The sequence below is a fragment of the Citrobacter sp. wls827 genome (assembly GCF_005280875.1).
Taxonomy (GTDB): domain Bacteria; phylum Pseudomonadota; class Gammaproteobacteria; order Enterobacterales; family Enterobacteriaceae; genus Citrobacter; species Citrobacter youngae.
In genome coordinates, this window is the sequence record NZ_SZWR01000010.1 from 628,975 (window position 1) to 641,176 (window position 12,202).

Here is a 12,202-nt window from a genome sequence, read left to right on the forward strand (position 1 = left end):
TGCGGTCGCGTTGCTGGCGCGGTTGCCTGATGGCTGGCACTGTGTCCGCCTGCAGCACCTTTGCCTTCAAAGGCGAATGCCGGGCGCTGCCACTCGCTATGACGCGGCGCTTCAGGCACATATTCCGGAGCCGGAGCGCGGGTCATCGGTGCGGTCGCATGGCTGTGAAGATGTTCTGCGTCAACACGGGTTGCGACAGCGTCAGACTTAACGACTGCAGTTTCGACGACAGGTGCTGCAACAACTTCTTGCGACGCTGCGACTTCTTCAACAACAGGCGCTGTTTCCACAACCTCGACAATCTCTTCAACCGCTTCAGGCTGGGAGACAACGACGTCCGCAGGTTCTTCGATAACCGGCGAAGCCACAACTTCAGCCACAGGTTCGGCTTTCGCAGCGATCTCCTCGGCAACCGGTGCGTCAGACTCAGCGATAATTTGCAGTTGCTGCTCGGCCGGAGTAGCAATCACTTCCGGGTGTGCCGTTTCAGCCACAACGGTCTGCGTTTCCACTACGCTAACATCGGATTGCGCGACGTCTGCCTGTGCAGGGACATCCACAATGTGCTCAACGACAGCTGCAGCGGCTTGAGGCTCTACTGCCACAGATGCGTTTTGTTCCAGCTCCAGTTTCTGTTCGCGCTGTTCTTCAACCTGCATGTCCTGAGTACGGGCAACAGGGTAGCTAATCCAGACTTTGCCGGACGCTAATTCCGGAGAAGCACAGGCAACCGTTAACGGCATCGGCGACTGAACCGGATAGCGTTCGTCACGATAGCGACGACGACGCTGCCCGCTTACGCGCAGATGGCGAGGAGAACGACGTGAGCGACGAGGCATACCGTTATTATCACGTGCTTCGTTGTTGTCTTCTTGCTCTGATGCAACGACTGCGGGTAAATCGACTTTAGCCAGTTCGGTACGTTGAGCCGGGGCAGACTGTTCAACAGATTGAGCAACAGCGGTTTCAGCAACAATGGCTGCGGTCGCCACTTCAGCTTCAACCGGCGCGCTGTCAGCGAATCGAACTTTCTGATTCAACTGACGCTGTTTACGACGAGTCTGCGGCTGACGCACGCGTTCTTCCTGCTCGGAATCCTGCGCAGGCTGTTCAGCCAGGTTCAGCTCTTTAACTTCCTGCTGCGCCTGACGTTTGTCATCGTTGCGACGGCGGTTGCGTTCGCGACGCGGAGCCTGCTGCTCGTCACCGGATTTCGCTTTGTCTGCTACATCGCTGGACTGCTGGCGGTTGTCACGAGTTTCAGCAGTCTGCTGCTGCGCCTGACGACGATTACGACGATTTTCATCGCGGTTTTCGCCGTTTTCTGAACGCTCATTACGGTTGTCACGGTCACCACGGTTGTCACGATTATCACGACGCTCGTTACGGTCGCGACGATTGTTCTGACGCGGTTTGCGACGATCCTGCTGGCGTTCCGTTTTCTCTTCAGCTTTCGGTGCCGGTTGTTCAACCGGTTTCACTTCTTCACTGCTGCCAAAGATGGACTTCAGCGCGCCGAAGAAACGGCTAATCAAACCCGGCTGCGCAGCGACAGGTGCGGTCGCGGCAGCAGCTTTAGGCGCGGCAGCTTTCACGGCTGGCTCCTGCAGTGCAGGGGCAGGCGGAACATCAGGCATCGCGAAAGTGGCGAGTGCCGGTTGTTCAGGTTGCTTACGCTCAACGTATTCTTCTTCCGTCGGCAACGCCATCGCTTCTTCGTGCAGTTTCGGCAGCAGGTAGCTCAGGGTAGGCGTTTCTTCCCCTTTGCGTACACGCAGCACGGAGTAGTGCGGGGTTTCCATCTGATCGTTTGGCACGATCACACAGCGCACGCCGTTCTGACGCGTCTCGATGGCATTGACCGCGGTACGTTTTTCGTTAAGCAGGTAGGATGCGATCGGCACAGGAACAATAGCGTGAACTTCCTGCGTATTTTCTTTCAGCGCCTCTTCTTCGATCAGACGCAGAATAGACAGCGACAGCGATTCGTTGTCACGCACGGTACCGGTGCCGGAGCAACGTGGGCAGACGTGGTGACTGGATTCACCCAGCGACGGGCTCAGACGCTGGCGGGACATTTCCAGCAGACCGAAGCGAGAAATATGGCTGATCTGAATACGCGCTCTGTCCTGACGAACGGCTTCACGCAGACGGTTTTCTACCGCACGCTGGTGGCGAACCGGGGTCATATCGATAAAATCGATGACGATCAGGCCACCAAGGTCACGCAGACGCAACTGACGCGCAATTTCATCGGCAGCTTCAAGGTTAGTGTTAAACGCCGTTTCTTCAATATCGCCGCCGCGGGTTGCGCGAGCGGAGTTGATATCGATAGCAGTCAGCGCTTCAGTGCTGTCGATAACGATTGAGCCGCCGGAAGGCAGACGCACTTCACGTTGGAAGGCGGATTCAATCTGGGATTCAATCTGGTAGTGGCTGAACAGCGGGATTTCACCGGTGTACAGTTTGATTTTGCTGCTGAAATCCGGACGACCCAGCGCAGCGATGTGCTGACGCGCCATCTCCATGACTTTTGGGTTGTCGATGAGGATTTCGCCGATGTCCTGGCGCAGATAGTCGCGGAAGGCACGCACGATAACGTTGCTTTCCTGGTGGATCAGGAACGGGGCAGGACGGCTTTCAGCCGCTTTTTGAATGGCTTCCCAGTGTTTCAGACGGAAGCTCAGGTCCCACTGCAGTGCTTCGGCCGATTTACCGACACCCGCGGTACGTACGATAAGCCCCATGCCATCAGGCAATTCGAGGCTTGCCAGCGCTTCTTTTAACTCGGTACGGTCATCGCCTTCAATGCGACGAGAGATACCGCCCGCACGCGGGTTGTTTGGCATCAAAACCAGATAGCTGCCTGCCAGACTGATAAAGGTTGTCAGTGCTGCGCCTTTATTTCCGCGCTCTTCTTTATCTATCTGAACGATAACTTCCTGACCTTCACGCAACACATCTTTAATGTTGGGGCGGCCATGGGAACTGTAGTTTGCAGGAAAATATTCGCGGGCAATTTCTTTTAACGGGAGGAAACCGTGACGTTCAGCGCCGTAATCAACAAAAGCAGCTTCCAGACTCGGTTCAATACGGGTAATTTTACCTTTATAGATGTTGGCTTTTTTCTGCTCGTGTCCAGGACTTTCGATATCCAGATCGTACAGACGCTGCCCATCTACAAGGGCGACACGCAACTCTTCCTGCTGAGTTGCGTTAATTAACATTCTTTTCATCGTAACTTACTCATTATTCTTACATTGACGACTAAGCTGCGGGCAGAGAAATGCCTTTCCGGGTGTGAACCGATGGCCTCGTGTCTATTCGCGTCGCCAACCTCACGGTTATCGTCAGCTCAAAGAGGCGCAGAGTGTCGGTTGCCTGTATTTCATACGGAAACACAGCGCAATTATCAGGGGAACAGTCTGGGTATTACTCTCCAGAGAAGCTTCCATTGTGCTTGTCGTCTTTCACGCTGTTGGTGCGTTGGCTTCATCTTCTCACCCCAGACACTTACAGGAGTAAGCTTCTGGGGGTTCCCAGACTTGCCGCCTTCCTACAACGCGAAATCCATAGAGCACTTACCGGTAAGGACTGCAACCCGCAGCCCGCTAACTGCCTGAAAGATCAATACGTCTTACGCCATTGCTGCGTTGATGATCGGTCGGGCAAAATTGGGTCATTCCGGAAAAGTTCTTGTTTTAACAAGATTCAACACGGAAACAAGCTCATTATTCCACTGCTAACCTTGTTATAGCAAGATGACTTTTGCCATTTATCACCCGGTTACTCACAGTTTTTACACTTCCGCCTGGTGATTGCTTTAATAACCACCAAATCGGTTCTGTCAAACTTAAGTAATCGGGTATAGCAGTTAATATAAGCATAGAAAAATGTGTGGCGCGAATCTTGATGGCTATTTAAAATCGGCCCCCATGAAAACAGAGACTCCAGCCGTAAAAATAGTTGCCATTACTGCCGATGAAGCAGGGCAACGCATCGACAACTTTTTGCGCACCCAGCTCAAAGGCGTGCCGAAAAGTATGATTTATCGCATTTTGCGTAAAGGCGAAGTGCGGGTGAATAAAAAACGCATCAAACCCGAGTACAAACTCGAAGACGGGGATATTGTGCGTATTCCGCCAGTGCGTGTCGCTGAGCGTGAAGAAGAAGCGATTTCTCCGAATTTGCAGAAGGTCGCTGCGCTGACGGATGTCATTTTGTATGAAGATGACCATATTTTGGTGCTTAACAAACCTTCTGGCACCGCCGTCCATGGCGGCAGCGGATTAAGCTTTGGTGTGATCGAAGGTTTACGTGCCTTACGTCCGGAAGCGCGTTTCCTTGAACTGGTGCATCGCCTGGACCGTGATACCTCCGGTGTTTTGCTGGTCGCCAAAAAGCGCTCGGCGCTGCGTTCACTTCATGAACAATTGCGTGAAAAAGGGATGCAAAAAGACTATCTGGCGCTGGTAAGGGGTCAGTGGCAATCGCATGTCAAAGCTGTGCAGGCACCTTTGTTAAAGAACATTCTGCAAAGCGGCGAGCGTATCGTGCGGGTAAATCAGGAAGGGAAACCGTCGGAAACCCGTTTTAAAGTGGAGGAGCGCTATGCGTTTGCCACGCTTGTGCGCTGCAGCCCCGTGACCGGACGCACGCACCAGATTCGTGTGCATACGCAATATGCCGGACATCCGATTGCTTTTGATGACCGCTATGGCGACCGTGAGTTCGATAAGCAACTGGCGGGTACGGGGTTGAACCGTCTGTTTCTGCACGCTGCTGCGTTGAAGTTTACTCATCCCGGTACGGGTGAGGTTATGCGTGTTGAAGCGCCGATGGATAATCAACTGAAACGCTGCCTTGAGGTATTACGCAGCAAAGCCTGATGCGCGTTGCGATTTTATCGCGTTAAACCCGTAGGCCGGATAAGACGTTTACGTCGCGCCTGATGGCGCTGCGCTTATCAGGCCTACTTGATTACGCCTGTACAGGAGTTCTTTAATCAGGCGTTCAGCGGGTTCATGTCTTCCCTGCGCAGCATCTGACACAACGCGATCAGCGGCAAGCCAATCAGTGTGTTAGGATCGCGGCCCTCCAGACGCTCAAAGAGTGCGATACCTAATCCTTCACTTTTAAAACTACCTGCGCAATGTAACGGGCGTTCTTTACGCACGTAATCTTCAATTTCCATTTCACTTAAATGGCGAAAATGGACATCGAACGGTTCAACTTCGGTTTGTAGATGACCGTTAGCTGAATTATAAAGCGCCAGTCCGGTATAAAACGTGACAATATTTCCACTGGCTTTGGTTAATTGTTGTCTGGCGTTTTCTTCCGTTAACGGCTTGCCGGTTATTTCACCATCAAGAACACAAATTTGATCAGACCCAATTATCAAATGTGATGGAAACCGATGGGCAAGGGATTGCGCTTTTTCCTGTGCCAGGCGTAACACTAAATGTCGGGGTGTTTCGCCGGGTAAGGGGGTTTCATCAACCTCTGGGGCTGCGCATTCAAACGGGATGGCCAATTTTTCGAGCAAAGCGCGACGCCAGGGAGAGGTAGACGCAAGAATAAGTTGAGGCATATTTTTTCCCCCGCATATAGCGTAATGATGAGAGCCATTTTAAACTATGGACTGCGTCCTTCAAGCTGGCTGCGATGGCTTGTCGTGATCGATTTTAAGTCGATGACCCGCAATGTGTGCGAATTATTGGCAAAAGGCAACCACAGGCTGCCTTTTTCTTTGACTATATGACGTTACAAAGTTAATATGCGCGCCCTATGCAAAAGGTAAAATTACCCCTGACTCTTGATCCGGTTCGTACGGCTCAAAAACGCCTCGATTATGAAGGTATCTATACTTCTGATCTGGTAGAGCGCGTCGCCGATTCTGTAGTCAGTGTGGACAGTGATGTGGAATGCTCCATGTCGTTCGCTATCGATAACCAGCGCCTTGCCGTTATAACCGGTGATGCGAAGGTTTCGGTTACGCTCGATTGTCAGCGTTGCGGGAAACCGTTTCCACTTCATGTTCACACAACATATTGTTTTAGTCCTGTCCGTTCTGACGAGCAGGCTGAAGCACTCCCGGAAGCGTATGAGCCGATTGAGGTTAACGAATTCGGTGAAATCGATCTGCTTGCAATGGTTGAAGATGAGATTATCCTCTCCTTGCCGGTAGTTCCGGTGCATGATTCTGAACACTGTGAAGTGTCCGAGGCGGACATGGTCTTTGGCGAATTGCCTGATGAAGCGCAAAAACCAAACCCATTTGCCGTATTAGCCAGCTTAAAGCGTAAGTAATTGAGGAGTAAGGTCCATGGCCGTACAACAGAATAAACCAACCCGTTCCAAACGTGGCATGCGTCGTTCTCATGACGCTCTGACCGCAGTCACCAGCCTGTCTGTAGACAAAACTTCTGGTGAACAACACCTGCGTCACCACATCACTGCCGACGGTTTCTACCGTGGCCGTAAGGTAATCGCTAAGTAATCACGCATGACTCAATGGATTTCCCACTTTGGTGAGAAAAACAAAGAGTACACGCGTGATGAAGCTTAGTGAGGCTTTCCCCGGGTAACTGGGGAAACACCTAACCGGGCAGCGACGATACCTTGACACGTCTAACCCTGGCGTTAGATGTCATGGGGGGAGATTTTGGCCCTACCGTGACAGTGCCTGCAGCATTGCAGGCACTGAATTCTAATTCGCAACTCACACTTCTTTTAGTCGGGGATCCCGATACAATCACGCCATTACTTGCCAAAGCTGACTTCGAACAACGTTCACGTCTGCAGATTATCCCTGCTCAGTCAGTTATTGCCAGTGATGCCCGGCCCTCGCAAGCAATCCGCGCCAGTCGTGGAAGCTCAATGCGTGTTGCCCTGGAGCTCGTGAAAGAAGGTCGAGCGCAAGCCTGTGTCAGCGCTGGTAATACGGGCGCACTAATGGGTCTTGCGAAACTCTTGCTCAAACCCCTTGAGGGTATTGAGCGTCCTGCGCTGGTCACGGTTTTACCGCATCAGCAAAAGGGCAAAACGGTGGTGCTGGATTTAGGCGCCAACGTGGATTGCGACAGTACGATGTTGGTGCAATTTGCCGTTATGGGTTCCGTGTTGGCAGAAGAGGTGGTTGGGATTGCCAGGCCTCGCGTTGCGTTACTCAATATAGGCGAAGAAGAAACTAAGGGTCTCGACAGTATTCGGGACGCTTCTGCTGTGCTAAAAACAATCCCTTCTATCAATTATATAGGCTATCTTGAAGCCAATGAGTTGCTGACTGGCAAAACGGATGTGTTGGTCTGTGACGGCTTTACAGGTAATGTCACATTAAAGACGATGGAAGGTGTTGTCAGAATGTTCCTTTCACTGCTGAAATCTCAGGGTGAGGGCAAAAAACGGTCGTGGTGGCTGCTGTTATTAAAACGTTGGTTACAAAAAAGCCTGACAAGGCGATTTAGTCACCTCAACCCCGACCAGTATAATGGCGCCTGTCTGTTAGGATTGCGCGGCACGGTGATTAAAAGTCATGGTGCTGCCAATCAGCGAGCATTTGAAGTCGCGATTGAACAGGCAGTGCAGGCGGTGCAGCGACAAGTTCCTCAGCGAATTGCCGCTCGCCTGGAATCTGTATACCCAGCTGGATTCGAACTGCTGGACGGTGGCGAAAGTATCAACTCACGAGTGCACAGGTAACAGTGCCGGCTGAGGGTGCTGTCAACGTACCAGCGATTTGCTCGTGGCGGTATATAACCAAAAAGTGACTGAGCGTACATGTATACGAAGATTATTGGTACTGGCAGCTATCTGCCTGAACAAGTGCGTACTAACGCCGATTTGGAAAAAATGGTCGAGACATCTGATGAGTGGATCGTCTCTCGTACAGGTATCCGCGAACGCCATATTGCTGGGCCAAATGAAACCGTTGCGACGATGGGCTTTGCCGCCGCTAACCGTGCACTTGAAATGGCCGGCATCGACAAAGAACAAATTGGTCTGATTGTGGTTGCTACCACGTCATCAACCCACGCATTTCCAAGCGCGGCATGCCAGATCCAAAGTATGCTGGGGCTTAAAGGCTGTCCGGCGTTTGATGTTGCAGCGGCCTGTGCTGGTTTTACCTATGCACTTAGTGTTGCCGATCAGTATGTAAAATCTGGCGCGGTCAAACATGCGCTGGTTGTCGGATCGGATGTGCTGGCGCGCACCTGTGATCCAACCGACCGTGGGACGATCATTATTTTTGGTGATGGCGCGGGTGCAGTTGTACTGAGCGCATCAGAAGAGCCAGGTATTATCTCCACCCATCTGCACGCTGACGGTAGCTATGGTGAACTGCTGACGCTGCCTAATGCCGATCGCGTGAACCCGGAAAACCCGATTCACCTGACGATGGCGGGTAACGAAGTTTTTAAAGTCGCGGTGACCGAGCTTGCGCACATCGTTGATGAAACGCTGGAAGCAAATAACCTCGACCGTTCTGCGCTGGACTGGCTGGTGCCGCATCAGGCAAACCTTCGCATTATCAGCGCAACAGCGAAAAAGCTGGGGATGTCGATGGATAATGTCGTCGTCACGCTGGACAGACATGGCAATACGTCCGCTGCTTCCGTACCGTGCGCGTTGGACGAAGCCGTCCGCGACGGGCGAATTAAAGCAGGGCAGTTGGTATTGCTTGAAGCCTTCGGAGGTGGATTCACCTGGGGCTCCGCGCTGGTTCGTTTCTAGTATAAGGATTTTAACATGACGCAATTTGCATTTGTGTTCCCCGGTCAGGGTTCCCAAACCGTTGGAATGTTGTCTGATATGGCAGCAAGCTACCCAATTGTTGAAGAAACTTTTGCTGAAGCTTCAGCGGCGCTGGGCTATGATCTTTGGGCGTTGACTCAGCAAGGTCCGGCAGAAGAACTGAACAAAACCTGGCAGACGCAGCCAGCGCTGTTGACCGCATCTGTCGCGCTGTATCGCGTATGGCAGCAGCAGGGTGGTAAAACGCCTGCGCTGATGGCAGGTCACAGCCTGGGTGAATACTCTGCGCTGGTATGTGCGGGTGTTATCGGTTTTGCCGATGCCGTACGTTTGGTTGAACTGCGTGGCAAATTTATGCAGGAAGCCGTACCGGAAGGCACAGGTGGCATGTCTGCTATCATCGGTCTGGATGATGCCGCTATCGCGAAAGCGTGCGAAGAGTCTGCTGAAGGTCAGGTGGTTTCACCGGTAAACTTTAACTCACCGGGTCAGGTGGTTATTGCCGGGCACAAAGAAGCTGTAGAGCGTGCAGGTGCAGCTTGTAAAGCTGCTGGCGCTAAGCGTGCGTTACCGTTACCGGTTAGCGTTCCATCTCACTGTGCGCTCATGAAGCCTGCAGCCGAGAAACTGGCTGTTGAACTGCAAAAAATTACCTTTAACACGCCGACTGTTTCCGTTGTGAACAACGTTGACGTGAAGTGCGAAACCACTGCCGATGCTATCCGCGATGCGCTGGTTCGTCAGCTTTACAGCCCGGTTCAGTGGACTAAGACCGTTGAATTTATGGCATCTCAGGGCGTAGAGCACCTGTATGAAGTCGGTCCGGGTAAAGTCCTCACCGGTTTGACGAAACGTATTGTTGACACCCTGACTGCTTCGGCACTGAATGAGCCGGCGGCGATGTCTGCGGCGCTAGAGCAATAAAAGAGGAAAACCATGAGTTTTGAAGGAAAAATCGCGCTGGTTACCGGTGCAAGCCGTGGCATTGGCCGCGCAATTGCTGAGACACTCGTTGCCCGTGGCGCGAAAGTTATCGGTACTGCCACAAGCGAAAGCGGCGCGCAGGCCATTAGCGATTACTTAGGTGCAAATGGCAAAGGTCTGATGTTGAATGTGACCGACCCTGCATCTATCGAATCGGTTCTGGAAAATATTCGTGCAGAATTTGGTGAAGTCGATATCCTGGTCAATAATGCCGGGATTACTCGTGATAACCTGTTAATGCGCATGAAAGATGACGAGTGGAACGATATCATCGAAACCAACCTGTCATCTGTTTTCCGTCTGTCAAAAGCGGTAATGCGAGCTATGATGAAAAAGCGTCATGGTCGTATTATCACTATCGGTTCTGTGGTTGGTACCATGGGAAATGCGGGTCAGGCTAACTACGCTGCGGCGAAAGCGGGTCTGATCGGCTTCAGTAAATCACTGGCGCGTGAAGTCGCGTCCCGTGGTATTACTGTAAACGTTGTTGCTCCGGGCTTTATTGAAACGGACATGACGCGTGCGCTGTCAGATGATCAGCGTGCGGGTATTCTGGCGCAGGTTCCTGCGGGTCGCCTTGGTGGCGCTCAGGAAATCGCCAGCGCGGTTGCATTTTTAGCTTCCGACGAAGCAAGTTACATCACAGGTGAGACTTTGCACGTCAACGGCGGGATGTACATGGTTTAACCACGATTGAAAAATATTTGCGTTATTAGGGTGAATGGCCTCAAAATAGCGTAAAATCGTGGTAAGACCTGCCGGGATTTAGTTGCAAATTTTTCAACATTTTATACACTACGAAAACCATCGCGAAAGCGAGTTTTGATAGGAAATTTAAGAGTATGAGCACTATCGAAGAACGCGTTAAGAAAATTATCGGCGAACAGCTTGGCGTTAAGCAGGAAGAAGTTACTAACAATGCTTCCTTCGTTGAAGACCTGGGCGCGGATTCTCTTGACACCGTTGAGCTGGTAATGGCTCTGGAAGAAGAGTTTGATACTGAGATTCCGGACGAAGAAGCTGAGAAAATCACTACCGTTCAGGCTGCCATTGATTACATCAACGGCCACCAGGCGTAAGTGAACATCTCCAGGCGGTCATTCGACCGCCTGAGTTTTATCTTTTTTCCCACTTGAATTATTTTTCCCTCCCTGGAGGACAACCGTGTCTAAGCGTCGTGTAGTTGTGACCGGACTGGGCATGTTGTCTCCTGTCGGCAATACCGTAGAGTCTACCTGGAAAGCTCTCCTTGCCGGTCAGAGTGGCATCAGCCTGATCGACCATTTCGATACTAGCGCCTATGCAACGAAATTTGCTGGCTTAGTAAAGGATTTTAACTGTGACGACATTATCTCGCGCAAAGAACAGCGCAAGATGGATGCCTTCATTCAATATGGAATTGTCGCTGGCGTTCAGGCCATGCAGGATTCTGGCCTCGAAATTACGGAAGAGAACGCTCACCGTGTTGGCGCCGCTATCGGCTCCGGTATTGGCGGTCTCGGTCTTATCGAAGAAAACCATACCTCTCTGGTAAATGGTGGACCGCGTAAGATCAGCCCGTTCTTCGTTCCGTCGACGATTGTTAACATGGTGGCGGGTCATCTGACCATCATGTACGGCCTGCAAGGGCCAAGCATCTCCATCGCCACGGCCTGTACTTCAGGCGTGCACAACATCGGTCATGCCGCGCGTATCATTGCATACGGCGATGCGGACGCGATGGTTGCGGGTGGTGCAGAAAAAGCCAGTACACCGCTGGGTGTGGGTGGTTTTGGCGCAGCACGTGCGCTGTCTACGCGTAACGATAACCCGCAAGCGGCAAGCCGTCCGTGGGATAAAGAGCGTGACGGTTTTGTGCTGGGCGACGGCGCAGGTATGGTGGTGCTGGAAGAGTACGAGCATGCGAAAGCACGTGGCGCAAAAATCTATGCTGAAGTGGTTGGCTTTGGTATGAGCAGCGATGCTTACCATATGACATCACCTCCGGAAAATGGTGCAGGTGCTGCACTGGCGATGGTCAATGCGCTGCGTGATGCGGCGATTGAACCTGGTCGTATTGGCTATGTCAATGCGCATGGTACGTCCACACCAGCAGGTGATAAAGCAGAAACCCAGGCCGTGAAATCGGTGTTTGGTGATGCTGCACGTAGCGTGATGGTTAGTTCAACCAAATCCATGACCGGACACCTGTTGGGTGCTGCGGGCGCGGTAGAGTCTATTTTCTCTATTCTGGCGCTGCGCGATCAGGCTGTTCCACCAACCATCAACCTGGATAACCCAGATGAAGGTTGTGACCTGGATTTCGTTCCGCACGAGGCGCGTCAGGTTAGCGGTATGGAATACGCACTGTGTAACTCCTTTGGCTTCGGTGGCACCAACGGTTCTGTGATCTTCAAAAAGATCTAAGCACCAGCAGGTAACTTACCTGGCTCTAAGAGAAAAGGCCCGCTTGTCGGGCCTTTTT

11 protein-coding genes are annotated in these 12,202 nt (G+C 52.1%); 9 read left to right on the plus strand and 2 right to left on the minus strand.

Annotated elements, in window-relative coordinates:
* Window positions 1-3,236, minus strand: a 3,236-nt coding sequence (gene rne / locus FDX03_RS06425; protein ID WP_137345697.1) for a ribonuclease E, incomplete at its 3' end; no start/stop codon positions are given.
* A gap of 699 nt (window positions 3,237-3,935) precedes the next feature.
* On the opposite strand from rne, the gene rluC reads away from it, so the two are divergent.
* A complete protein-coding gene (rluC, locus tag FDX03_RS06430; protein ID WP_170973089.1) occupies window positions 3,936-4,889 on the plus strand; it encodes a 23S rRNA pseudouridine(955/2504/2580) synthase RluC in 954 nt (317 codons plus the stop codon).
* Between the two features lie 116 nt (window positions 4,890-5,005).
* Here rluC and FDX03_RS06435 read toward each other — a convergent pair whose 3' ends face one another.
* Window positions 5,006-5,590, minus strand: a complete 585-nt coding sequence (locus tag FDX03_RS06435; protein ID WP_048211235.1) for a nucleoside triphosphate pyrophosphatase — start codon at window positions 5,588-5,590, stop codon at window positions 5,006-5,008.
* A gap of 197 nt (window positions 5,591-5,787) precedes the next feature.
* Between FDX03_RS06435 and yceD the strand changes: the two genes are divergently transcribed.
* The 8 genes from yceD to fabF all read left to right on the plus strand — a co-directional run bounded on the left by yceD (window position 5,788) and on the right by fabF (window position 12,144).
* Window positions 5,788-6,309, plus strand: coding sequence for a 23S rRNA accumulation protein YceD (yceD, locus tag FDX03_RS06440; RefSeq protein WP_137345647.1), 522 nt, complete (start codon window positions 5,788-5,790; stop codon window positions 6,307-6,309).
* Between the two features lie 16 nt (window positions 6,310-6,325).
* The gene (gene rpmF / locus FDX03_RS06445; protein ID WP_003036242.1) at window positions 6,326-6,499 is read left to right on the plus strand and encodes a 50S ribosomal protein L32; all 174 of its coding nucleotides are present in this window, start codon (window positions 6,326-6,328) and stop codon (window positions 6,497-6,499) included.
* A 122-nt stretch (window positions 6,500-6,621) separates the two neighbouring features.
* On the plus strand, window positions 6,622-7,701 hold the full coding sequence (plsX, locus tag FDX03_RS06450; protein ID WP_071887359.1) for a phosphate acyltransferase PlsX: 1,080 nt from the start codon (window positions 6,622-6,624) through the stop codon (window positions 7,699-7,701).
* Window positions 7,702-7,779: 78 nt separating this feature from the next.
* Complete coding sequence (gene fabH, locus FDX03_RS06455) at window positions 7,780-8,733, plus strand: beta-ketoacyl-ACP synthase III (RefSeq protein ID WP_137345648.1); 954 nt, start codon at window positions 7,780-7,782, stop codon at window positions 8,731-8,733.
* 15 nt (window positions 8,734-8,748) lie between these two features.
* Window positions 8,749-9,678: an ACP S-malonyltransferase gene (gene fabD, locus FDX03_RS06460; RefSeq protein ID WP_061068121.1), complete on the plus strand. Its 930-nt coding sequence runs from the start codon at window positions 8,749-8,751 to the stop codon at window positions 9,676-9,678.
* A gap of 12 nt (window positions 9,679-9,690) precedes the next feature.
* The gene (gene fabG / locus FDX03_RS06465; RefSeq protein ID WP_003036255.1) at window positions 9,691-10,425 is read left to right on the plus strand and encodes a 3-oxoacyl-ACP reductase FabG; all 735 of its coding nucleotides are present in this window, start codon (window positions 9,691-9,693) and stop codon (window positions 10,423-10,425) included.
* Between the two features lie 155 nt (window positions 10,426-10,580).
* Window positions 10,581-10,817, plus strand: coding sequence for an acyl carrier protein (gene acpP / locus FDX03_RS06470; RefSeq protein ID WP_000103754.1), 237 nt, complete (start codon window positions 10,581-10,583; stop codon window positions 10,815-10,817).
* Between the two features lie 85 nt (window positions 10,818-10,902).
* Window positions 10,903-12,144: a beta-ketoacyl-ACP synthase II gene (fabF, locus tag FDX03_RS06475; protein ID WP_005129014.1), complete on the plus strand. Its 1,242-nt coding sequence runs from the start codon at window positions 10,903-10,905 to the stop codon at window positions 12,142-12,144.
* Window positions 12,145-12,202 lie beyond the last annotated feature (58 nt).

Bases quoted from the DNA above. Each gene is read 5' to 3' on its own strand.
- yceD (WP_137345647.1), top strand. From the start codon at position 5,788: ATGCAAAAGGTAAAATTACCCCTGACTCTTGATCCGGTTCGTACGGCT.
- fabD (WP_061068121.1), top strand. From the start codon at position 8,749: ATGACGCAATTTGCATTTGTGTTCCCCGGTCAGGGTTCCCAAACCGTT.
- rpmF (WP_003036242.1), top strand. From the start codon at position 6,326: ATGGCCGTACAACAGAATAAACCAACCCGTTCCAAACGTGGCATGCGT.
- FDX03_RS06435 (WP_048211235.1), bottom strand. From the start codon at position 5,590: ATGCCTCAACTTATTCTTGCGTCTACCTCTCCCTGGCGTCGCGCTTTG.
- fabG (WP_003036255.1), top strand. From the start codon at position 9,691: ATGAGTTTTGAAGGAAAAATCGCGCTGGTTACCGGTGCAAGCCGTGGC.
- acpP (WP_000103754.1), top strand. From the start codon at position 10,581: ATGAGCACTATCGAAGAACGCGTTAAGAAAATTATCGGCGAACAGCTT.
- fabH (WP_137345648.1), top strand. From the start codon at position 7,780: ATGTATACGAAGATTATTGGTACTGGCAGCTATCTGCCTGAACAAGTG.
- rluC (WP_170973089.1), top strand. From the start codon at position 3,936: ATGAAAACAGAGACTCCAGCCGTAAAAATAGTTGCCATTACTGCCGAT.